General features: G+C 62.0%; 20 protein-coding genes. 8 read left to right on the top strand and 12 right to left on the bottom strand.

All coding sequences use genetic code 11. The features are described 5' to 3' along the window. Window positions 1-11 precede the first annotated feature (11 nt). Window positions 12-776, bottom strand: coding sequence for a glycerophosphodiester phosphodiesterase (locus tag BH682_RS00955; RefSeq protein ID WP_003944175.1), 765 nt, complete (start codon window positions 774-776; stop codon window positions 12-14). Further along, window positions 773-1,750 (bottom strand): DUF4328 domain-containing protein, encoded by a 978-nt coding sequence (locus tag BH682_RS00950; protein WP_064688001.1) that lies wholly within the window; start codon window positions 1,748-1,750, stop codon window positions 773-775. The genes BH682_RS00955 and BH682_RS00950 overlap by 4 nt, the downstream gene beginning before the upstream one ends. 415 nt (window positions 1,751-2,165) lie before the next feature. Between BH682_RS00950 and BH682_RS00945 the strand changes: the two genes are divergently transcribed. Together BH682_RS00945 and BH682_RS00940 are read left to right on the top strand one after the other, a co-directional pair. Beyond that, window positions 2,166-3,941 (top strand): hypothetical protein, encoded by a 1,776-nt coding sequence (locus BH682_RS00945; RefSeq protein WP_075831780.1) that lies wholly within the window; start codon window positions 2,166-2,168, stop codon window positions 3,939-3,941. Between the two features lie 21 nt (window positions 3,942-3,962). Further along, complete coding sequence (locus tag BH682_RS00940) at window positions 3,963-4,892, top strand: LLM class F420-dependent oxidoreductase (protein ID WP_003944174.1); 930 nt, start codon at window positions 3,963-3,965, stop codon at window positions 4,890-4,892. A 15-nt stretch (window positions 4,893-4,907) separates the two neighbouring features. Here the strand turns inward: BH682_RS00940 and BH682_RS00935 are convergent, their stop codons facing one another. The 3 genes from BH682_RS00935 to BH682_RS00925 all read right to left on the bottom strand — a co-directional run bounded on the left by BH682_RS00935 (window position 4,908) and on the right by BH682_RS00925 (window position 7,446). After that, the gene (locus BH682_RS00935; protein WP_223304488.1) at window positions 4,908-5,504 is read right to left on the bottom strand and encodes an Rv1733c family protein; all 597 of its coding nucleotides are present in this window, start codon (window positions 5,502-5,504) and stop codon (window positions 4,908-4,910) included. A 111-nt stretch (window positions 5,505-5,615) separates the two neighbouring features. Beyond that, entirely contained in the window at window positions 5,616-6,329 is a 714-nt protein-coding gene (gene msrA / locus BH682_RS00930) for a peptide-methionine (S)-S-oxide reductase MsrA (protein WP_020905733.1), read from the bottom strand. Continuing rightward, window positions 6,268-7,446, bottom strand: coding sequence for an acyltransferase family protein (locus BH682_RS00925; protein WP_047272742.1), 1,179 nt, complete (start codon window positions 7,444-7,446; stop codon window positions 6,268-6,270). The genes msrA and BH682_RS00925 overlap by 62 nt, the downstream gene beginning before the upstream one ends. A gap of 260 nt (window positions 7,447-7,706) precedes the next feature. Between BH682_RS00925 and BH682_RS00920 the strand changes: the two genes are divergently transcribed. Then, the gene (locus tag BH682_RS00920) at window positions 7,707-8,330 is read left to right on the top strand and encodes a superoxide dismutase (protein ID WP_003944189.1); all 624 of its coding nucleotides are present in this window, start codon (window positions 7,707-7,709) and stop codon (window positions 8,328-8,330) included. On the opposite strand, the gene BH682_RS00915 is transcribed toward BH682_RS00920, so the two are convergent. From BH682_RS00915 to BH682_RS00900, 4 genes are all read right to left on the bottom strand, one after another. After that, the gene (locus BH682_RS00915) at window positions 8,327-9,676 is read right to left on the bottom strand and encodes a hypothetical protein (protein WP_064073605.1); all 1,350 of its coding nucleotides are present in this window, start codon (window positions 9,674-9,676) and stop codon (window positions 8,327-8,329) included. The two genes, BH682_RS00920 and BH682_RS00915, sit on opposite strands and share 4 nt — an antisense overlap. A 43-nt stretch (window positions 9,677-9,719) precedes the next feature. Beyond that, complete coding sequence (locus BH682_RS00910) at window positions 9,720-10,868, bottom strand: AI-2E family transporter (protein ID WP_042453218.1); 1,149 nt, start codon at window positions 10,866-10,868, stop codon at window positions 9,720-9,722. A gap of 4 nt (window positions 10,869-10,872) precedes the next feature. After that, on the bottom strand, window positions 10,873-11,445 hold the full coding sequence (locus BH682_RS00905) for an HdeD family acid-resistance protein (RefSeq protein WP_003944155.1): 573 nt from the start codon (window positions 11,443-11,445) through the stop codon (window positions 10,873-10,875). A gap of 156 nt (window positions 11,446-11,601) precedes the next feature. Next, window positions 11,602-12,951 carry a DUF1254 domain-containing protein gene (locus BH682_RS00900; RefSeq protein ID WP_003944160.1) on the bottom strand — a complete coding sequence of 450 codons (1,350 nt, stop codon included), beginning with the start codon at window positions 12,949-12,951 and terminating at the stop codon, window positions 11,602-11,604. A 165-nt stretch (window positions 12,952-13,116) separates the two neighbouring features. Here BH682_RS00900 and BH682_RS00895 point away from each other — a divergent pair, with 165 nt between their 5' ends. Both BH682_RS00895 and BH682_RS00890 read left to right on the top strand, forming a co-directional pair. Further along, complete coding sequence (locus BH682_RS00895) at window positions 13,117-13,644, top strand: hypothetical protein (protein ID WP_003944138.1); 528 nt, start codon at window positions 13,117-13,119, stop codon at window positions 13,642-13,644. 294 nt (window positions 13,645-13,938) lie between these two features. Then, on the top strand, window positions 13,939-14,652 hold the full coding sequence (locus tag BH682_RS00890) for a TMEM165/GDT1 family protein (RefSeq protein WP_058227350.1): 714 nt from the start codon (window positions 13,939-13,941) through the stop codon (window positions 14,650-14,652). Between the two features lie 3 nt (window positions 14,653-14,655). On the opposite strand, the gene BH682_RS00885 is transcribed toward BH682_RS00890, so the two are convergent. Then, window positions 14,656-15,690, bottom strand: a complete 1,035-nt coding sequence (locus tag BH682_RS00885; RefSeq protein ID WP_075831778.1) for an Lrp/AsnC family transcriptional regulator — start codon at window positions 15,688-15,690, stop codon at window positions 14,656-14,658. Between the two features lie 99 nt (window positions 15,691-15,789). On the opposite strand from BH682_RS00885, the gene BH682_RS00880 reads away from it, so the two are divergent. From BH682_RS00880 to BH682_RS00870, 3 genes are read left to right on the top strand one after another with little or no spacing between them, the layout of a single operon-like run. Next, entirely contained in the window at window positions 15,790-16,998 is a 1,209-nt protein-coding gene (locus BH682_RS00880) for an MFS transporter (protein ID WP_030535848.1), read from the top strand. 13 nt (window positions 16,999-17,011) lie between these two features. Further along, window positions 17,012-18,274: an amidohydrolase gene (locus BH682_RS00875; protein WP_075831776.1), complete on the top strand. Its 1,263-nt coding sequence runs from the start codon at window positions 17,012-17,014 to the stop codon at window positions 18,272-18,274. A 33-nt stretch (window positions 18,275-18,307) separates the two neighbouring features. Then, a complete protein-coding gene (locus BH682_RS00870; protein WP_075831774.1) occupies window positions 18,308-19,759 on the top strand; it encodes an amidase in 1,452 nt (483 codons plus the stop codon). A 12-nt stretch (window positions 19,760-19,771) separates the two neighbouring features. On the opposite strand, the gene BH682_RS00865 is transcribed toward BH682_RS00870, so the two are convergent. Then, window positions 19,772-20,785: an ABC transporter substrate-binding protein gene (locus BH682_RS00865; protein ID WP_075831772.1), complete on the bottom strand. Its 1,014-nt coding sequence runs from the start codon at window positions 20,783-20,785 to the stop codon at window positions 19,772-19,774. Further along, window positions 20,782-21,804: an ABC transporter substrate-binding protein gene (locus tag BH682_RS00860; RefSeq protein ID WP_075831770.1), complete on the bottom strand. Its 1,023-nt coding sequence runs from the start codon at window positions 21,802-21,804 to the stop codon at window positions 20,782-20,784. Before BH682_RS00860 ends, BH682_RS00865 begins: the two co-directional genes overlap by 4 nt. Between the last annotated feature and the right edge of the window lie 110 nt (window positions 21,805-21,914).

Genomic DNA, 21,914 nt, shown 5'->3' with positions numbered 1-21,914 from the left:
GAGGGCAAAATCTACACGCTGCCCAGCCATTGCTTCGTGCGCCCGGGATGGTTGGTGGCAACCCAACTGACCCCGAGCTCACGACACAGGTCCACATCCGCCTTGTCGTCGACGGTCCAGCAGTACGTCGCGCGACCCGCAGCGGCGGCCCGATCGACCAGATCGGGATGTTCGCGCAGCGCCTTGATCGACGGCCCGATCGCCGTAGCGCCCACAGCCGTCGACGCACCGCCGCCGAGGTACCGCGACGCGTCACCGAGCAGGACCGTCGGCAGCAGCGGTGCCGAACGACGCACTCGCCACACCGCACTCGCCGAGAAAGACATGACGACAGCGCGCGAATGATCGGCCGACGGCGGCGACGCGATCCCGAAGCGGTGCAGTTCCGCCAGGAGTTTGGCTTCGACCAATCCGCCGAACCTCACGGGGTGCTTGGTCTCGATGAACAGCTTCACCGGGCGCGCAAAATCCAGAGCGAGGGTGATGAGATCGGAGAGAGTCAGCAGTTCGGCCGGTTCGCTCGTCGACCCGTAGTCCAGAGCGTTCAGCGAATCGAGCGTCATCTCGCTGACGATCCCCGTCCCGCTGGAGGTGCGGTCGACCTTGCGGTCGTGAACGCAGACCAGGTGTCCGTCGCGGGTGAGCCGGACGTCGCATTCGAGCCCGTCGGCACCCTCCTCGAGGGCCAGTTCGTAGGCGGCGAGGGTGTGCTCCGGCCGCGCAGCCGACGCACCTCGGTGCGCAACGACGAGTGGACCTCGACGATCTGGGCTCACAGGGCAGCGGTCTCCTTCTCGTCCAGCACCGTCTTCTCTTCCAGCACCGTCTTTTCTTCCAGCACCGAGCGCGGCACTGGCACCCAGCGGGTTTCCGATTCCGGTTCACCGCGCCAGCTCTTGCGCTCGATCCGGCGGATCACGACGAGCGTCAACGCCGCGGTGACGGCAGCGATCAGTGCGATGAAAGCGTTCAGCAGAACCCCGTCGGCCATTGCCTGAATCCCCGGGCGTGATCGCCAGTACGCGTTGACCACCAGCAGCAGAGCGCTGAATGCCCAGAAGCCCCACCAGATCTTGACCAGCAGGGTTCCGCGCGGATCGCGGCGGACCAACTCGAAGAGATAAACGGCCGGCATCACCAGGTTGAGGATCGGCACAGCGCAGCCGACGACAACTTCCGACGCTGTGCGTGGATCGGATTCCCGGGCACCTGCGAAGTGTTCACGACGCCGACGAAGCAGCCAGCACACAGCGGCGATTGCCGCGAAGACCGAGATCAGCAGTCCACCCAACTGAGTGAAGTACACGGCGGCGTCGGAGACCGTGAGCAGCGGCTGCGGGATCAGCCTGGTGCGGTTGCGGACCAGGATCGCGTATCTGCCCAGTTCGGCGAACACCGCCAGTCCGTAGAGGATCGTTGCGAGCGTCAGCAACGGCCCGACTCGGTCGGCCATCCGGTCCGCTCGCGAGGGCGGCACCGGTGAGGTGTCGACGACGTCCTGGAGTCCCCACTGCGGGACAGCGTCGTAGCGCGGAGTGGAGAAGCTACGACGCACTGGTGCGTCCCCCACGCCGCGGGGGTCGGACGGGGAGCGCGCGATCCAGCGGAAGCCACGGCGGTTGGGCGGTTGGTAGATCTCGGTGCGGGTGGGGATCAGCAGGACGCCGCTGCAGCGCGGGCACCACTGCGTCGGGCCGCCGACGACAGGCCAGCGTGCGGCGCACCGGGCGCAGACCTGAACGACACTCACAACTTCGATTCTGTCACGCCGTATCGGTAACGGCAGCAAATGGATTCACTCCCGATTTGTGATCGAACCTCCACCGCGTTCACCTGCATTGTTCGAATAATGTGACCTCCGCCACTTAAAAACTCGAGTTATCCACAGTTTCCACAGGTTCATCCACAGTTCTGGATGAATGAATCGGGCTTTATCCACAGGTCACGGGCAAGACCCTGAGAATTTGCTGACAGGTGTTAGCGAACGATGCACAGGCTCGAGGATGAATTTGACACCGCAGGTCAGTGAACTTTCGGGCGTCGACGTCATTTATCCCGGCAAAGTTCACAATCCATTCAGAAATTGCTCCCGAAAAGACAGAAAAGACCGGTATCCCCTTTTTATGAGAAGTCGGTTTTTGACACACCTGGAAGCATGACCGTCGATGACTTCTCCACAGCCCGAGCCAACTCTGACGTTCACCCCGAGACGGGTCACGCAGCTCGCGTTCGTGTTGATCGGATGTCAGCTCGTCATTCGCGTCTGGGTTGCCGCGAGCAATTACTTCTACTGGGACGACCTCATCCTGATGGGCCGCGGAGGACGCTTCCCACTCTTCTCGAGCGAACTCCTGCTCTACGACCACGACGGTCACTTCATGCCCGCGGCCTTCTTCTTCACCGGGTTGATCGCCCGTTTCGCGCCGTACAACTGGGCGCTGTCGGCGGCACTGCTCGTCGTCGGTCAGGCCGCCGCGTCGTTGGCGCTTCTGCGCACTCTTCGGTTGGTCCTCGGCCGGCGACCGGCACTGTTGATTCCGTTGATCCTGTATCTGTTCGTCCCGCTGACACTTCCGGCGTTCTCGTGGTGGGCAGCCGCGCTCAATGCATTGCCGCTCCAGATCGCGCTGGCCTGGGCATGCGGCGACGCGATCAAGCTGTACCGCACCGGGCAGGTGCGCTACGTGTTCTCGGGCACCGCGGTTTTTGTCATCTCCTTGCTGTTCTTCGAGAAAGCAGTGCTCGTTCCGTTCGTGGCACTCGCTTTTCTGGTGCTGTACTTGCGCACACAAGGTGAAGGAACGCCGATACGAAGTGCGATCACGAAGTGCCGACTCCTGTGGACGGCCTGCGCCGCCGTGCTCGCGATCTGGATTCCGGTGTATCTGACAACTGTCGAATCTCCGATCACCGGATACGGCCGTTCGATGTCCACCGAACTGCTGCATCACGGAACGTCTTTGGGGATGCTTCCCACTCTTCTCGGCGGCCCCTGGCGCTGGGAGCGGTGGATCCCCAGCCCCGCCTGGGCCGATCCGCCGACGCTCTTGGTGGTCGCATCCTGGGCCGCGCTGCTGACGACGGCCGTGATGACAGTGCGTGCCCGACGCGGCGCTGCCTGGATCTGGGCTGCCGCGGCGCTGTACTTCCTGGCCTCCGTGGTGGCGATGACCGCTACCCGATCCGACACCGACACCACTTACGAGTTGGCGCAGACCTTGCGTTACTTCACGGATTCGGCGACGGTGTTCGCCCTCGCCGCCGCTCTTATTCTCGCTGCGCCTCGGCGACGTCCGGCCCGTTTGCCCGTCGCAGTCGCCGCCGGCCTGTCAGTGCTCTTCGTGATCAGTTCGCTCGTCTCGACCGTCACGTTCGTCGACATCTGGCGCGAGAACCCGACCCGCGACTACCTCGCGAACGCGCGAATGTCGTTGTCACAGAATCAGAATGCTCCACTGCTCGAGCAACCCGTCGCGATCGAAGTGCTCCTTCCCGTCGCCTTTCCGAACAATTTGGCAAGCAACGTTCTCGCGCCGCTGCCTGATCGCCCCGAATTCTCTTCCAGCACTCCGATTCTGCGCGCCATCGACGACAGCGGTCAGATCGTCGATGCCGAAGTGACCTGGACGAGAAGGATTCCCGAAGGAACGGCGCCGAACTGCGGCACCCGTGCCGAAGGCCCGACCGAGCTCCCCCTCGACGGCCCCCTGGCCGGCTGGGAATGGACGGTTCAGCTCAATTACCTCGCCAGCGCCGACGGAACGATCGATGTTGCGTTGGAGTCCGGCGACGCAGTATCCGTACCCGTCACCCAAGGTTTGCACTCGGTGTTCGTGCGCCTGGTCGGCCACGGAAACAGCGTGAAGATCACGCCGACAACACCGGGACCGACCCTGTGTTTCGGCGCCGGACAAGTCGGTGCCGTCGTCCCGACCAAGTGAAATAGTGGCAGAGTAGAACTCATGGAGCTGCGTATATTCACCGAACCCCAGCAGGGCGCTACCTACGAACAACTACTGACTGTTGCCCAGACCGCCGAAAAACTCGGCTACGGCGCATTTTTCCGCTCGGACCACTATCTCGCCATGAATTCCGACGGCCTTCCCGGGCCCACCGACGCGTGGATCACGCTCGCCGGAATCGCCCGCGAAACATCCACCATCCGCCTCGGCACTCTGGTGACGTCGGCTACGTTCCGTCACGCCGGACCGCTGGCCATCTCGGTCGCACAGGTCGATCAGATGAGTGGTGGCCGCGTAGACCTCGGCATCGGTGCCGGCTGGTACGAGGAAGAGCACCAGGCGTACGGCATCCCGTTCCCGGCGCTCAAGGATCGCTTCGAACTGCTCGAGGAAACTCTCGACGTCGTGACCGGTCTGTGGCGTACGACGGTCGGCGACACGTTCGACTACGACGGTAAGCACGTGCAGATCAAGAACTCTCCCGCGCTTCCCAAACCGCACCAGGTCGACGGTCCGCCGATCCTGATCGGTGGCACAGGCAAGAAGAAGACTCCAGCGCTCGCCGCTCGGTTCGCAAACGAGTTCAACATCCCGTTCAAGTCCCTCGAGGAAACGAAGGACATCTTTGCGCGGGTTCGTCAGGCTTGCGTCGAGCACGAGCGCGATCCGAACGAATTGGTGTACTCCAACGCTCTCGTCCTGTGCTGCGGCCGCGACGAGGCGGAGATCAAGAAGCGCGCCGAGGCTATCGGACGCGACGTCGACGAGCTACGTGAGAACGGTCTGGCCGGAACACCTTCGGAGCTGGTCGACAAGATCGGCACTTTCGCCGACGCCGGTTCACAGCGCGTGTATCTGCAGACTCTCGATCTCGCCGATCTGGATCATCTCGAACTCGTCGCAAGCGAGGTCATGCCCCAACTGCAGTAAGGAATGGGCCGGGATCTACAGCGCGTTCGCGTCGAGGAACGCGCGTAGGTCTCGGTCCCACTGGGCCGAGCGGGAACGGTCGAGAAAGACGCGCACCAGCATGAAAGCGATGACCAGCAGCGACATCACGCTGAACCAGGTGAAAACCCCGGTCACCACGGCTGCGACGTCGGCAGCACTCTGAGTGATCGGAGCTACGGTCTTGTCGCCCTGATCATTGACGTAGATGGGGACCTCGGTGCCGGCGGGCGTCGCCGAGTCGACAGTGACATCACCCGTGTGAACCTGGCCGTTCCAGTTCCACTGCGCGCTGGCCATTTCGGTGGTCGGCGCAATGTAATCGGCTGTCGAGGCGGTGGTCTGCGTCGAATCTGCTGTCGTCGTCGCCGAAATACTGTGTAATTCGGCGGATTGTTTGGCGATCAGTGCGTTCTGGCTCGAAGCAGTCGCAGCCCCTGCCCATACCGCGAGAGGCAGCAGAAGAATCGCGAAAATGATCAGACCGAAGGACATGAACCCTTCGATCCGATCACTGCGGCGAACCATCGGATCGTGGCCTACATGAATTGTGCGTCGGAGCAGCGACGCAGTTCCTCGCGTACTACCTGACATTGTGAGCTCAGTTCTCTCGACGACACACTCTTACATCGAGATTCCCTTTGTTTCGATCTAGTTGCAAGTGTTAACGAGCTGAATCACATGTGTCCTCCAACACCTGTCCAGTTATTCGCTCGGCGGAAGGATGTCCGTCTGCGCCGGAACCTGATCCTGACGGAGCAATCCGACCGGGCAACTGACGCCCGTGGCATGCACCGGGCAGTAACCGCCGGGATTCTTCGCCAGATACTGCTGGTGGTAATCCTCCGCGTAGAAGAAGTCGCGCAGCGGACCGATTTCGGTGGTGATCGCTCCATATCCGGCTTCGGCAAGCCGTTCACCGAAAGCGACGGCCGACGCATGAGCGATTTCTTCCTGCTCCGCGGACGTCGTGAAGATCGCCGAACGGTACTGCGAGCCCTGGTCGTTACCCTGACGCATCCCCTGCGTCGGATCGTGGTTCTCCCAGAAGTGCGCCAGGATCTGCTCGTAGGAGATCACTGCGGGATCGAAGACCACCAGCACGACTTCGGTGTGACCCGTACGTCCGGAGCACGTCTCTTCGTACGTCGGGTTGGGCGTGAAGCCGCCCGCATAACCCGCAGCGGTCGTGTACACGCCGGGAAGCTGCCAGAACTCCTTCTCGGCGCCCCAGAAACAACCCATCCCTACGACGACGGTCTGCAGTTCGGCCGGAAACGGCGGCGTCAACGGATGCCCGTTGACGTAGTGCGCGGTCGGAACCGGCATTTTCTGCTCTCGGCCCGGGAGTGCGTCCTCAGGCGCGATCAGCGTGGATTTTGCGGACGCTCGTCCCAGAATGTCGTCGTACCAGCTCATGCTTCGATGCTACGCGCGAGCGACTGTTTCGCCACGCCGTGATCGCGCGGGCGCCGGGCAACTCCACCCACCGGTAGCCGATTTCTGCTACCGCGGCCGTGGCCAGAAGGAAGAGTGCAAACGCCAGCGTCGGTCCGACGTACAAAACGGTGTTCTCGACGACGCGGTACAGGATCAGGGTGTGCACGAGATAGATGACGTAACTACGCGTCGAGAGCCACTTCACGACCGGCCAGCGCGTCGGGACGCCGTCGTAGCGGCCGATGAGAACTACCGCTGCAGCGACTACCGAAATGGTCCACAGATAGTGCTCACCGGCCCAGTAGACGCGGAACTGGGTCGCCACGATGATGACGTGCATCTGGACGAGGACGGCCGCGATCAGCCAGCGGCCGGGAGCGAGCTTCGCCCACGCGAGGTACATGATCTGGCCGAGGAAGACGGCCGGCAGCGTCGCGGCGATCTTGGACAGCATCGGCACGGTGTACGGCAGCGGCGCGTAGACGTTGTAGAGCAGCACCAGCGAGCACAGCGCACCACCGGCGAGCGGCATGACGATCGGTCGCAGCCGCAGTATCGGGCGAGCCGCTACACATGCGAGATAAAAGAGGAATTGAACGGTGAGTGTCCAGGTCACTCCCAGAACTGCTACCTCGGGCTTGAGAAAGAATCCGCCGAGAAAAAAGCTCATCAACGCTTCGGTATCGGAAATACCCTCCTGACCGCTGAACATTCCGTTGATTCCGAGGCGGACCAGAAGAATGGCAATCGCGGTCGCCACCCAGAATGCGGGCAGCAGTCGACTGAATCGGTTGGTCAAGAACTTTCCGGGGCCGTCGCGAATCGCGGATCGCGTCACCAGAGCACCGGTAAGCATCATGAATACTGCGACGCCGACAAAAGAGAGGTGCTGGTTGAGTTCGGCAGGCTCGATCAAAACGCCGTAGACGACGTCGATCACCCACCAACCCGAGCCGAGATCGTCGATGACGTAGAAAGAGATGTGGGAGTAGATCACGGCGGCAACCGCCAGGGCTCGCAACAGGTCAGCGCCCGGAAGATTCACCCGAGGCGCGGCCGCCTCTGGTGATTCCGGGAGGAAAACTGGTGCGGGCATCGCGCAAGTTTAAGGTTCCGTTCACCTTTACGACGAATTTGCGCATATTAGCTTACCCTTAGATCGGGGCAAGTTCGGTTTCCCAAACTTTATTCTTTGGTGATTACTACCTGAGCCGGACTGTTGCGGACGGTGTACGAATGTTATTGGGTGGAAACCCGAAGAATGATTTGCACATACGCGAGTGACGTCACGCCGTGACCGGTGATCGACGCACTCTAAAGCACCAGGGCTCACCAGCCCGCAAAGAAGGGACCCTCGTGTCTGTTTACACGCTGCCGGAACTCCCCTACGACTACGCAGCCCTCGAGCCGCACATCTCGGGCAAGATCATGGAGCTGCATCACGACAAGCACCACGCGGCTTACGTTGCCGGTGCCAACGCTGCACTCGAGAAGCTGGCCGAGGCTCGTGAGAACGACACCATCGCAGCGCAGGCCAACCTGCTCGAGAAGAACCTGGCGTTCCACCTCGGTGGCCACACCAACCACACCGTTTTCTGGAACAACCTCAGCGCTGACGGTGGCGACAAGCCCGAAGGTGAACTCGCCGCAGCGATCGACGACAACTTCGGTTCGTTCGATCTCTTCCGCGCTCACTTCTCCGCGAACGCCAACGCCATCCAGGGCTCCGGCTGGTCCATCCTCGCGTGGGACTCGATCGGACAGCGTCTGATCATCGTCCAGCTCTACGATCAGCAGGGCAACATCTCCATCGGCCTCACGCCGCTGCTGCTCCTCGACATGTGGGAGCACGCTTTCTACCTCGACTACCAGAACGTCAAGGGCGACTACGTCAAGGCATTCTGGAACATCGTCAACTGGAACGACGTTTCGGCTCGCTTCGACCGTGCACGTACCCAGACCGCAGGTCTGATCGTCTAGTCACGCTCTTCTTGCGAACGGCGGCGCCTCACCAGGGGCGCCGCCGTTCGTGTCAGCAGAGCACCACCGAGCAGGACCGTCGTGGCTCCGAAGACCAATGCCAGTGTGCGAGTTCCGGAGTCACCGCTGCCCGCGGTGGTCTGATTCACGGCCACCGGATCCGACAGCACCGAGGTCAGCTGAACCTGCTGCGGGGTGGTCATCGCGGGAATACCGGATTTTGCGCCGTCGAGGCCCGTGACCAGTGACTTGGCGATTCCTTGCAGCGTCGTGAATCCCTGGGTGATCTGATCGGTCACGTCACCGAGCATCTGCGGCGCCTGATCAGCGATGGGAATGAGGCCGTCGTTCAATTGTCCGGCAGCACTGCTCAGTTGATCGCTCGCGCCTTGCAGCTGCCCGACAGCGGTGCGGACTAGATCACCGAGCTCCGTATCGGGCCCGACCGAGCCACCCAACAGCGCCGGAACGGTGCCCAGTTGCGCATTCAGCGCACCGAGATCCGAACTCACACCGGCCAGTTGCGTTGTCACGTCAGGCGGGATCGGAAGGCCGTTCAGCGCAGTCTGCAGCGTGTCGATTCGTGTCTTCAGTTCCGCGGTCGAGGACGACGCCTCCCCAAGCGTCAGGCCCAGTGAGTCCGCGCGCGTGGCCAGCTCTTCCGCCGACCCCGACGCCTGATCGACAACACCGGACACCTGATCCGCGACGCTCATCAGCTCCAACGCCCCGGACCGTGCGGTCTCGAGGTACGGCAGCAGAGTGCCTGCGCCTGCTTTCACCTGATCGATGGACTTTCCGGCCTCGTTGGTTCCGGCGACCAGAATCTGTGCGGTGGTGAGGTTTTGATCGATCGAGCGTCTGGCGGCCGACGTCTGAGCCAGCAGGCCCTTGATGCCGTCCGCGCCGACCTGCGCCGACACGGCCCGAGTCAACTCGGCCGACTTCTCCGAATCCGAGCCCTTCACCTCGAGGTCGACGCTCGCCTGCCGTGGATCCATGCCGAACATCGACGCGACGGTTTCGCTGAAGTCCTCCGGCACGGTCAACGTCGCGAAGTAGTTCCCGCCGGGGTTGTCGACCACCTGGAAGTCGAAGTCTTCGTTCTTGCCCAACGTGTCCACCAGCGTGTCGCCGGCCCGAAGTTCCTTGCCGTCGAGCGTGGTTCCCGCGTCGGCGTTCACGATCGCGACGGTGTTCGAGGTGTCGGCACCGCCCGCGAAGATCACGAACCCGATCCCCGCCACCGCAGCCGCGACGATCGCGGCCACACCACCGACTGCCAGCCGTCGACCGAGTCGTGACGGCCGGCGATGGGAGTTTTCTGTGGTGTTCTCGGCGCTCATGGGCGAGACGATAAAGCAACAACTTGTAGAAACACTGAGAGCCCTAGCCTGCGGGCGTCGCCGGCTTCTCAGACTCCTCGGGTTCCTCCTTCGGCATGTCCCGAGGGCCACTGATCAGGATGTCGGCCCAGCGCGTGGCTGGGTCGATGTCGAGCAGGACGGCCTTCACCAACAACGAGAGCGGGATCGCCAGCAGCGCTCCGAGCGCCCCGAGAACCCACGACCAGAAGACAAGTGAGAGGAACGTCATCGTCACCGACAGTCCGACGGCGTCGCCGACGAACTTGGGTTGGATGATGGACTGGATCACGAAGTTGATGACGGAGTAGACGACGATCACCCACAGCATCAGCCACGGCCCGCCCTGCAACAGTCCCAGGAGCGCCGGTGGAATCACGCCGATGACGAACCCGATGTTGGGGATGTAGTTGGTGATGAAGGACAGCAACGCCCACAGGACGGGCAGCTGAATGCCCATGAGCCACAGCGCGCCACCGTCGAGTACCGCCACGATGAGGCCGAAGACCGTCGAGACCACCAGGTATTTGCGAGTTCCGGCGGCAAAGGTGGAGAGCGCGTAGGAGATTTCGGGACGTTGCTCGGACAGCACATGCAACCGCGAGCGGATGCTCATGCCGTCGAAGGCCATGAACAGCAACAACGCGAGAATGAACACCAGATCCGACAGGATGCCGAGCAGGCCCTCCAGCCCGCTTTCGAGTACGCCCACAACCTTCGTGAGATCGACACTGCTGAGCGTGCTTTGGATCTGTTCGGTACTCACTCCGAAGTCGGCCAACTTGTCGCGGCCCTCGTTGAGGAGGTTGGTCATCTCCTCGGAGTACTGCGGCAGGATCGTCGCCAACTGAGCCGTCGACACGATCAACGACGCCGCCAACCCGAGCAGGATCAAGTACACGGTGACCAGTGAGCCGAGCATCCCGACCCACTTGGGCCACCCTCGGCGCTGTGACCAATCCTGAATGGGCTGAACGGCAATCGTCAGCACCAGGGCCAGGAATACCGGTCCGAGGATGCCGCCGAACACCTTCATTCCGCCGACGGCGACCACGGTGGCGGCAATACCGAGCAGGACGATCAAACCGCGCGGGATCGACCAGTTCTCGCTACCGGACAGCGTGGGGATCGGAGTGGGAGCCTCGACGGCCGGCTTTCCCTTCTTAGAGAACACCGGCTTAGAGAACACCGGCTTCCTTTGCCCGGCTCCTGATCTGGAATGCTCCCACGATCATGAAGAGGCCGAACAGGATTGCGTACCAACCCAACAACCAGATGAGGCTGATGATGCCTTCGCCGGGCGCGATGAGAAGAATGATGCCGAAGATGACAGCAAGCACCGATGCGGCGAGCAACCATCCCCAACTGGATCCGGGCAGCGCCTTCATCTTGAAGGCGCCGACAATTCCGAAGATTCCGAACATGATGGCGTAGAAGGCAATTATGTACAGCAGCACCAGCGCAGTGATGCCCGGCCAGACCAGCGCGACGATGCCGGCTCCGACCGAGACGACGCCCGTGAACACCCACCAACCCCACGAGCTCAGATGCTCGCGGTCCCGGATGGCGCGAACTATCGTGATCAAACCGTCGGCGATGGAGTAGATACCGAACAGGAAAACCAAGGCCACCACGGTAATTCCCGGCCACACGAGCGCGATGATTCCGAAGATCACGCCGAAGATTCCGCGGATCAGGATCATCCACCAGATCTCTTTGCCGTACTGCACGAACGGATTCTGCGTGACCATCAGTAGCCTCCGAAACAAGCGGGTGTCTCTGACCGATTCAACAGCTCTTCAAACAGGGCAATACCGACAGATCGTATGACTCTTGTGACCTTTCCGCCCATCGAAACGCGCGGCTGATACCGAGTTGTGCTCTTCGGGTACGAAGCGAGGGGACTTTCAGCCTGCTTCTCGAATACTTGCTTCTCGAATACCGGGCGCAGTCCACGATCCCGACAGCACTGCCGCCTTCGGCCAGTACAGGCGCAGAAAGACGTTGAAGTCGCCGGACGGAGCCGGCAGCCAGTTCCGCTCCTTCTCACCACCAGGGGATTCGTGCTGGAGATAGATGTCAAGGGAACCGTCGTCGGCAAACACCAGATCGCTTCGATCGCCAATCGCGTATCGGTCGATCGGGTTGTCCACGAAGAACTGCCGCTCGTTCATCATCGTGAGCGACCAGAAGCCCTCGACCGGTGGCAGCTCGTCCTTCTCGAAGTGCAGGACGTACTTCTTCGCCCCGGTCAGCGGCTTCCCGTCGACGTCCGTCGTGGCATGCGGGTACACGGCATCAGCGTCGAGATTGGCCCCGAAACCGAGCCAGACGATCAGAGCCCGCTGAGCGTAATGGGTTCCGTAGTGCCCCAAGCCGCGGTGCATCGTCCAGCCGTTCTTCGGACTGCCCTCGGCCTCTTCGGCGATCTCGCTCAGCACGTCCATACCGGTTCGCGCAGCTCTATCGAGGGCATCACGTACCTCCTGCGGACGCGACCTCCAGGGCAAGGAGGAGCCGATTCCTATGTCGGACAGTTGTTTCATCATCTCGGTGTCCTCCGGACGCGGAGGATTGTCGTCGAGAAGTGCGTCGAGTCTGGTGAAGAATGCCTCGCCGTCCATGGCGGCCACCTGGTCCACCGGCGGCGTCCGCGTGTCGACGGCAGGGTTCACCGGCATTTCACCAGGCGTGTAGTCCTGCGGGTCACCCGTCCACTCCGACAGAGGAGTGAGTCGCGTCCGGTCCTGCAGGCTGTGCACTTCTGCCAGGTCTGTTCCCCCCGACGTCGCGTAGCGGGCGACTATCCAGTTCATCGCCGTCGGAGACCGCAGCAGCGTCAAACCCTTGGGCACGTTGCCTTTCCAATTCGGCCCGGCCACCAGGTACGGTCCCCCGGTCCGCCCGACTGTCCGAGATCCCGGAACCGTGAACACGTCGCTCCACGCGTCGAGGATGGGGACCAGCCAGTACCGCGTGCCGAAGTCCGGCAGTGAGAGCACCTGCGGTTCCGTCGAGACGTCCAGCCACCCCGACGAGTAGAGAGTGTCCGCGTTGGGTGAGACGACATCGGTGAAGGTCGCATCCGGCGTCGTACGCGCGTATGCGAACTGGTTGAGCGGGGCTTTCATCGCCACCGGCGAAGGCACCGCCGTCATGACATCCCGCGATACCGCAGCAATCAACAGGGGATATCCGAAGATCCACGCCTGCGTTGCCAGGTCTTCCAGCCGAGAACGGTTCTTCGACAGAGTCATGTCTGCGCATACCACCGCCCTCACCAGCGCAAACCTGGCTGGCACTCTCCCTCTCTTGTGTGCCAGTACCGAATGGGTGCATATTTCGATTACCCAACGAGGTGTGCCGGACCGACGCATGCGCGTCTGCCCGAGATTTGCCCCAGCACCGAGGGAGGAACAGAAATGAACAGAAACGAAGCAATAGGCATTTCTCCGTTCCAAGCCGCTGGGTCTTTGCAGGGGTTCGTCATTTCCGGTCGTTGGCCGGACACCACCCAGGAGTGGGCGCAGCTTCTCGCATTGGCTGTCCGCGTGGCCTCGATGCCAGGTTTGTTGCCGACCACGACGGTCTTCGGGGTCCGTGAAGACGTTCCCGAAGATCCGCAGCCGGGCACCGTCGGTCTGGTGGTTGCCGAAGGTCCGGTACTCGGCGATTTCGCCTTGACACCCGGCCGTTTCTCCGACCATCAGCCACCGGCGCTGATCATGCTGCACCCACCGTCGGAAACCACGCCCAGCCTGCCGGAATGCGAGGGCAGCGCGTCGGGGTGCGTACTGCTGCCAGGCCTTCCCTATCTGGGTTTGGAGCATCGTGCGGCGTGGGTCGAGGCTGAGCCGGACGGCACAGTCGTCTCCATGATCAGTCGTGTCGGCATCGATCCGATCAGCGATCCCGACACCGCTGTTTTGGCCATGCTCCTCGCCTCGTGACGGCCCCGGTAAGCGATAAGTTCGGACTCCCAAACTTGCTGTGCGCTTTGCCAATTCGTTTCAGGCGCGCTAACGTGGGCAGCAACGAAGGGGAGTAGCCCCCAATCGCCCGTGTCGACATACTGGTTCGACGCGCTCCGCCTGGTGCGGATCGCGAAGCACCCGGCCTGGCGAACCGAAGGTCCTGTGGCCTCGGTGGGCGAGACCTTCGGCCGGACAAGCGCACCCACTGCGCCTGCCCAGGCCGGAGGCTCGCATTTTTCCTCCGACCTACACCGACCGGAGGAGTAAATCTTGCTTGCCGCAATACTTTTGAGTTTCGGCGTCATTTTTGTCGCAGAACTCGGTGACAAGTCCCAACTGATGGCAATGACGTTTGCCTTGCGCTATCGCTGGTGGGTCGTCCTCGGCGGAATCACCGTCGCCACCACCCTTGTTCACCTCGTCTCGGTCGCCGTCGGCCACTACCTGGGCGTCGCCCTCCCCACCGCGGCGATTTCCATCGTCGGCGGTATCGCTTTCCTGATCTTCGGCCTCTGGACCTTGCGCGGCGACGATCTCACCGACGACGAGCAGAACAAGGCCGGTCGCGTCACGCGATCCGCCTTCATCGCCGTCGCCTCGGCCTTCTTCCTGGCAGAACTCGGCGACAAGACCATGCTCGCCACCATCACCCTTGCGACTGACAACGACTGGATCGGCGTCTGGATCGGGTCGACGGTAGGCATGGTGGCGGCCGACGCTCTCGCCATCATCGTCGGCTCGGTGCTGGGCAAGCACCTTCCGGACGGATTCATCAAGATCGGCGCCGCGGTGCTGTTCTTCGTCTTCGGTGTCTGGCTGCTGCTCGAGGGCATCTTCCCGGACTCGTCGGCCGGCATCATCGGCGGTGGCGTTGTCCTGGCAGTGTCCGTACTGGGTGCGCTGGCACGGATGATCTGGAAGCGCTCCCGTGCGACCGACTCCGCTACACACCTCGTCGACGACAATCGGACGCCGATCGACTGACGCTCAACGAATAACGTCGCCGGCACCCCAAATTGCGACCGGGACATGACCTTCCGCCACTCCGCTCGGTCCGAGTAGCTGCCCGAACCGCTTCATCGGGTACAGCGAGACACGTCGATCAAGGATCCGCACACTACCGATTCGGCGGAGTCGATCCTCGACGACAAGACTCTGCGCGAGGCTGCTCAGCCACACGCTGATCAACATGTTCGCTGTTCCGGTAGTCGCCACCAACAATCTGATCTCCGGCCAACTCGACACAAGATTGCCGAGTTCGTCGGTGGAACCGTCCACAGCGACATCGAAGATCACTTCGAACGGTGAACCGACAGCCTGTTGCGAGACATCGCAGCGGAAAATCAACTGTTGCGACGCAGTCAGTTGGGCCAAGCGCCGTCGAATCGCAGTCTCGTTCGTTCCACAAATCGCGGCGAGGCGCGCGTAGCTGGCACGTCCGTCACGGCCGAGCGCCTCCAACAGGGCACCGTCGGACTCGCGGAACTCTGTCGGATCTGCCGGCACCGCAGCGCCCTTTGTCGATGCCGTTGCCAGCCGAGCCCGACCCGCTTGCCCCAGAGCGCCCGGCTCCCAGCTGAACCCGTCCCGGTACACCTTCACCCCGACCCGGCTTCTGATCGACAGAATTCCAGGATCGGCGGCAAGGTGCTCACACACCAAGGCGTCCAAACTCTTGTGGTCGGCGGCCACGACTCCGACGAAGTACTCGTACTCGCCTTCCGTCCTGGCCAACAGATAGGCACAGGAGAGTTGACGTAACAGCTCCCCCACGTCGGCAACGGAATCCTGTGTGGTCCTGATCAGGAGATAGCCGAATATGTGGGTTCGACCGATTGCGACCGCGTTGACCCACGAATGACCGTTCGAGACGAGGCGACGCCACCGGCGGGCGATCGTCGTCGAATCCATGTCGAGCACTGACGACAACTGCGTCCACGACGCGCGGGGGTTGAGCTGAAGTGCATTGATGATCTCCAGATCAGATTCCGCGATCACGAATGTGTCGGATTCCGGCTTCATCAGGCCAGTATTGCCGGATTACTGCATTCTGGTCGGTGATCCCTGCCTGTTTGCCAAAGATGTGTGAATCACTTCACAGGTTCACCACTTGGAGGCCCAGTGCTTCGCTCCACCAAAGTCACGGTCGCGTTGCTGTTCGTCGCGTACGCGATCGACTACATAGATCGGCTGGCGATCAACCTCGCTCTCCCCTTGCTCGGTGAGGAGTTCGATCTCGACTACTCCCAGCGCGGATTGATCATCTCCACGTTCTTCATTGCATACACGCTGGCCCAACTGCCTGGTGGACTGCTCGCCGATCGATACGGCGCAGTCCGGATGGCTCTGATCGGATTGGTGGCGTGGAGTGTCTTCACCGGCCTCACTGCCCTTGCCTGGTCGTTCGGGACGCTTCTGGTTGTTCGCTTTCTCTTCGGTCTCGCGCAGGGCGTGTTTCCGGCAGCTGCAGTAAAGCTCGTTGCCGAGCGGAGCATCCCGGAGCAACGTGCCACTGCCACAGGATGGATGAACAGTTCCAACGCCGTCGGTACGCTTCTCGCCATCGTTGTTGCGGCAGCTCTTCTCCCGTTGATCGGCTGGCGTGGAATGTTTCTGGCCGTCGCGGCGCTCGGCGTACTCTCGCTCGTCAGCATCAAGTTGTGGCTCCCGCCGGCACTTCCGGCGGAGAACGACCACGGTCCGGATTCCTCCTGGGACAACATGCGCACCGTACTTCGCTCCCGCGCGATGTGGCTCTTCGCCTTGATGTTCTTCGGATACGACTTCGTGATCTGGGGGATGTCGTCGTGGGTTCCGTCCTACCTCCATGACGAACGTGGAATCGCCCTCTCGAGTGCAAGCCTCCTTCTGATTCCGGCTACCGTGGTGGCCGCCGTGACCACCGTCATCGGCGGGCGAATCTCCGATCGACTGGCTGGCAACAGTCGTGTCGTCGTGGTGCCGTCCATGCTCGCGTGCATCGTGATGCTCGTTTCGATTCCTTTCGTCTCCAACACGGCCTTGTTCGTCGTTCTCGTCACCCTCGGATCTGCCGCTGCCTCTTTCGCTTTCATGCCGTGTTTTGCACTTCCGCTTCGTAGCCTGCCTTCGTCGGTGGTCGGAGCAGCCTCGTCGATGATCATTTTCGGCGGCATGGTCGCCGGAATAGTCGCGCCGTTGGTATTCGGATTCATCGTGGACCACCTCTCCTGGTCAGCAGCGTTCGTATCTCTCGCGCTCGGGCCTGTCGTGGCGATCGTCGCGGTCATGGCAGCGCCGCAAACCCGAGAAAAGATGCTGAACCTGGTGCAACTGAAAACCGCCAACTGAAAGAAGATCAACCATGAATCAACTGCTTTCGAATCTCGAGTTCGGAGACCCGTCGCGGTTGCGAACCGTCGAGCCGCACTGGTTCGAGCTCTACCGGGACCTACACGCACACCCCGAGTTGTCCGGCGACGAAACTCGCACCGCCGCAATTGTTGCCGAGGAACTTCGGCGAATCGGCGGCTGGGACGTCACGGTCGGGGTCGGCGGTACGGGTGTCGTCGGTGTTCTCGAAGGGAGCAGCGGTCCGGTGATCCTGCTACGCGCCGACATGGACGCGTTGCCGGTGGCAGAAGACACCGGGCTGTCCTACGCCTCCAGAACTGATGGAGTCATGCATGCGTGTGGCCACGATGTCCACGTAACCGCGCTACTTGCCACGTGCGCCGCACTTTCCGCGGATTCGACATCGATCACCGGGACTGTTGTCGCGGTCTTCCAGCCTGCCGAGGAGACCGGCTCCGGCGCTCGCGCGATGGTCGACGACGGAATCTTCGACCGCTTCCCACGACCGGACCTCTGCCTGGGACAGCACGTGGGCCCGACTCCGGCGGGGATGTTGGTCAGCAAACCCGACATCTTGATGGCAGCATCCGACACGATACGAGTGGTCTTTCGCGGCCGTGGTGGACACGCGTCCTCACCGTACGCATGCATCGACCCTTTGTTGATGGCAGCGTCTTTCGCGCTGCGCATTCAAAGTCTGGTCGCTCATGAAGCGGCAACCCCGACAGCACCTGTGCTCACGGTGGGAGCCTTGCACGCCGGCACAGCTGCGAACATCATTGCCGACGACGCCGAACTGCTACTCAGCCTGCGAACTTTCAGTGCGTCGTCGCGAGATCACATGCTCGAATCGGTGGGCAGGATCGCTCGCGCAGAAGCGGACGGAGCCGGCGCCGTCGAGACGCCGGACGTTCATGCGTACAACGGCTTTCCGGCCACGGTCAACACTCCGGACGCCACGTCCACAGTGATGTCCGACCTGCGACAGGCCGGCTTGGGAATGCACACTCTGTCACAACCACTTTCAGGTAGCGAGGACTTCGGAATCTTCGGCACCGCCGCCCAATGCCCCTCCGTGTTCTGGCATTTCGGCGGAACGGCACTGCAGAGTTTCGACGGAACCGCCCTTGCCGCGCTCGCCGAGGGACGGATACCACCCGGCACGCCGTCCAATCATTCACCGCGCTTCGCCCCCGATCCCGCCGCTGCCCTACCCGAAGGTGTTACAGCCATGACCGCGGCCGCGCTGGGAGCCCTTGCGCGGAGCGCGTGATTCCCACGCATACTGTCCCAGGGAGATAACGTCATGTCAGACGAACTGCACTACCTCAGCGCCACCGAAGCCATTGCTCACTTTCGCGCGCGGGAATTGTCTCCGGTCGAACTGCTACAGGCAATCATCGACCGAACTCAGAAGTTCGAACCTCACATCAATGCCTTCACCGAAGAGATGTTCGACGAGGCACTCGCAGGCGCCCGGGATGCCGAGAGCCGGTATCGCGGCCAAGGACCCGACCCGCGGCCACTGGAGGGAATTCCGGTAGCTGCCAAGGAAAAACATGCCATTGCCGGAAAGTCGCTGACCGAAGGCTCTCTGGCGGGGCGCGGCAACATCGCCCGCGAGAACGCACCGGTGATCGACCGAGTTCTGGCAGCAGGCGGTCTGATTCACGCACGCACGACGACACCGGAATTCTGCGTCGCGGCATTCACACACTCTCCTTTGTGGGGCGTGACCCGCAATCCCTGGAACCTCGATTACAGCCCCGGAGGTTCATCCGGAGGAGCCGGCGCCGCACTGGCCGCCGGAACTACTACTCTGGCAACAGCATCCGACATCGGCGGGTCGACGCGAGGCCCGGCAGGCTTTACCGGCACCGTCGGTCTCAAGGCCTCGTACGGGCGTATCGCCGGGGTCGCCCCGCTGTCCATGGATTCCTACCGTGGCGACGGTCCGATGGCCCGAACTGTCGACGACGCAATTCTTTTGGCCAACGTTCTGATCGGGCCGGATCCGCGTGACCATTCTTCCCTGAGGCCGGCGATCACGCTGCCACACGAGTACCCGTCGGTCGAGGGAATGCGAATTGCCCTGTGCCTGCGGCTCGGTGACTTCCCCATCGAGCCTGACATCGAGGTGAACACCCGGGCTCTCGCACAGTCGTTGGTCGATGCCGGCGCGATCGTCGAGGAGATCGAGTTGCCGTGGACTCGTGATTCGATGGCAGCAGCGGTGAAAGTCCATTTCGGAACGATCATGGGTGCATCCGTCGCGGAAGTTGCTCGCGTCCACGGTGATCTTCTTGCCGACTACACGCTCGACAACGTCGCGATCACGTCGAAGGGCGCTGCGGAAATGTCATTTCTGGACGGCCTTCGCAAGGAAACCCAAATGCAACGAGAGCTCGCCGAGGCGATGGCTCCCTTCGATGCGCTGATCTGCCCGACTTCGGGCACCATCGCCTTCCCGGCAGGCGAGTCTTTGCTCGACGGCCTCACTGTGGCGGGTCAGCACGTGAATAACACCGCCGAAGCACTTCTCACATTGCCGTTCAACGTCGCCAATCGGTGCCCCGTATTGGCGGTGCCGAGTGGACACGCACACAACGGCGTTCCCACGGGCGTCCAGATCGTCGGCCATACGTACGACGAACCGACCGTGTTCCGGATCGGCAAAGCACTGGAGAAGATCCGCCCGTGGGCATACACCGACCAGCATCAACCGAAGCTGAATGTGGTGACGCCGGCGTCCTCTTGATTGCTGAGGAGATCAGAGCTTGGCTCTGATCTCCTCAGCGATCGGCTGGAACTGCTCGAGGAATGTCAGGGCCCAACCGAAGGACGCGACGCCCTCGTAGTCGAACGAGTACACCTGATCGTTCTTGACGGCGCGCAGACGCTGGAAGATGGTGTCGTTCGCCAACTTCTCGTTGATGGGACCCTTGCCACTGTTGGTGATGATGACGTCGGCCTCGTCGAGTAGCTCTAACTGCTCCTTCGGGAACCACTCGTTGCTGCCGGCGGGAATTGCGAGTGAGCGGTCGTTGAACTGGAACCCGGCCTCGCTGATGACCGTCGTCTGATACTTGGTCGGCGAGTACAGCGAGAAACCACTCTCCTCGAAGTACGTGGTGTAGACGACCTTAACCTTGCTCAGCACATCAGCGTTGTCGCTGCGGAACTTGGCGATCCGCGCCTCGTACCGATCTGCCAACTCTTGAACCTTCGCGCTCTGGTTCAGCGCGTCCGCGACTCCGAAGGCGCGCTCCTTCCATGCGTACTGCCCGTCTTCGGCAAAAACCGCGGTCGGTGCGATCGACCGGATCTGCTCGTAAAGATCCGGGTTGTTCTCCGACAGCAGGTTGGTCATCACGATCAGGTCGGGAGACAAAGCCGCTATCGCCTCGGCGTTGGGCTCGTACCAGCGTCCCACCTTCGGGAGAGACCGCAGAGCGGTCGCATAGGGTTCCGGGACGCCGTCGGCGTTCTCGTAGTCGACCGGCAATCCGACCGGTGTGAACCCGGCGTCGAACATCGCGGGGCCTGTGTAGTAATCGGCGCTGACCACCCGTTGCGGGTTGGTGGGCACTTCCACCTGCCCCAGAGCCGTGTTGATGGTGCGCATCGAACCCTCGGCCGATTCACCGGAGCTGGTTCCGCAGGCCGTGAGCAATCCGATCCCCGCCAAGGCACCGGCTCCGAGGAAACCGCGTCGGGTAAGTGCTGCGGTGATGCGAGCGAATTCGGCATCGGTGTCAGCGGTGGGCAATAGAAGTGATGTCATGAAAGTGCCTCCAAGGCGCCGGTTTCGAGTTCGTTGAGCCAGTTGATTGCAGTGCCGTAGTCGGTGACCTGAGTGCTGATTCCGAATACCCGGCCCGAAGCTGCTGCCGGAATGCGGCTCCACAGCGGGCTGGCGAAGACGGATTTCATTCCTGCAGAATCAGTTCCGTTCGGCTGCTTCGGGTAGATGACGACGGTGACGTCCCGCAGCATTTCGAGTTGTTCGAGCGGGAAGGCTTCGAAGCCGGTGGCTGGGCGCAGGTCCGGGATGAATTCGCCGCGGGTCACGTTCAGGTCGGCGAGCATCGCGCCGGTCACTCCGGTTGGATACAAGATGGAGAAGTGCCCTTCCGAACCACCGATAGCAACCTGGGCCCACCGATTCTCGCCAAGCTGCGCGGCGTATTCGGTGCGGATTCGCTCTTGCATCGCCTGATACTTCTCACGATTCGACGTCAGTGCCGAACCCTTGTTGACCGCGTCTGCGACACCCTCGGCGACAGCGCGCCAATCCGATCGGTTCGTGCCCGAATACACCGCTGTCGGAGCAATTTTCGAGAGCTCGCGGAACATGTCCTCGTCGATCTCGTACGCATCGCCGACAATGAGATCAGGCGCGGCAGCCACGACGGCTTCGCGGTTGACCTCGAGGAAAACCCCCACCGTGGACAAGCCGTCGATGAACTTCTGCTGTGTCGGGGTGAACTGGTCGATGTACGCGCTGTAGTCGAGCGTCGCGACGGGTCGGGCGCCGACGGCTTGCAACTGCCACGGGGTGTTGTAGGAGACGGCGACGATGCGCTGCGGATCAACGGGAACAGCCACGGGTCCGTAATGCGTCTGCACCGTCCGAGTTTCGCCTTCCGCACCGCCACCGCCGTCCTCACTGCTGCATCCGGCAAGGGCGAGCATGGACAGTGCGGCGGCACTTCCGCCCAGAAAGCCGCGTCGGGTCAAGGCCGCGGTGATGCGAGCGAACTCTGCGTCGGTGTCTAGCGTCGGTAACAGGAGAGGTGTCATGGGCTTCCTGACGGTATTCCGAATTAGGGTCGCCTAAAATTACTCTCACCTGCGCCGTTACGGTGAAGCTTGTTGGCCAAGGGGTATCTCTTTCACGCCAGTGCGCAACT

This window comes from Rhodococcus sp. YL-1 (assembly GCF_001942025.1).
In the GTDB taxonomy this organism is placed as follows: Bacteria; Actinomycetota; Actinomycetes; order Mycobacteriales; family Mycobacteriaceae; genus Rhodococcus_F; species Rhodococcus_F qingshengii.
This window is presented reverse-complemented; position numbering and strand designations above follow the sequence as displayed.

Coding starts and splice junctions, on each gene's coding strand:
- BH682_RS00870 (WP_075831774.1), top strand. CDS start 18,308: ATGTCAGACGAACTGCACTACCTCAGCGCCACCGAAGCCATTGCTCAC.
- BH682_RS00875 (WP_075831776.1), top strand. CDS start 17,012: ATGAATCAACTGCTTTCGAATCTCGAGTTCGGAGACCCGTCGCGGTTG.
- BH682_RS00915 (WP_064073605.1), bottom strand. CDS start 9,676: ATGAGCGCCGAGAACACCACAGAAAACTCCCATCGCCGGCCGTCACGA.
- BH682_RS00945 (WP_075831780.1), top strand. CDS start 2,166: ATGACTTCTCCACAGCCCGAGCCAACTCTGACGTTCACCCCGAGACGG.
- BH682_RS00885 (WP_075831778.1), bottom strand. CDS start 15,690: ATGAAGCCGGAATCCGACACATTCGTGATCGCGGAATCTGATCTGGAG.
- BH682_RS00935 (WP_223304488.1), bottom strand. CDS start 5,504: ATGTCAGGTAGTACGCGAGGAACTGCGTCGCTGCTCCGACGCACAATT.
- msrA (WP_020905733.1), bottom strand. CDS start 6,329: ATGAGCTGGTACGACGACATTCTGGGACGAGCGTCCGCAAAATCCACG.
- BH682_RS00925 (WP_047272742.1), bottom strand. CDS start 7,446: ATGCCCGCACCAGTTTTCCTCCCGGAATCACCAGAGGCGGCCGCGCCT.
- BH682_RS00865 (WP_075831772.1), bottom strand. CDS start 20,785: ATGACATCACTTCTATTGCCCACCGCTGACACCGATGCCGAATTCGCT.
- BH682_RS00940 (WP_003944174.1), top strand. CDS start 3,963: ATGGAGCTGCGTATATTCACCGAACCCCAGCAGGGCGCTACCTACGAA.
- BH682_RS00860 (WP_075831770.1), bottom strand. CDS start 21,804: ATGACACCTCTCCTGTTACCGACGCTAGACACCGACGCAGAGTTCGCT.
- BH682_RS00900 (WP_003944160.1), bottom strand. CDS start 12,951: ATGACTCTGTCGAAGAACCGTTCTCGGCTGGAAGACCTGGCAACGCAG.
- BH682_RS00905 (WP_003944155.1), bottom strand. CDS start 11,445: ATGGTCACGCAGAATCCGTTCGTGCAGTACGGCAAAGAGATCTGGTGG.
- BH682_RS00895 (WP_003944138.1), top strand. CDS start 13,117: ATGAACAGAAACGAAGCAATAGGCATTTCTCCGTTCCAAGCCGCTGGG.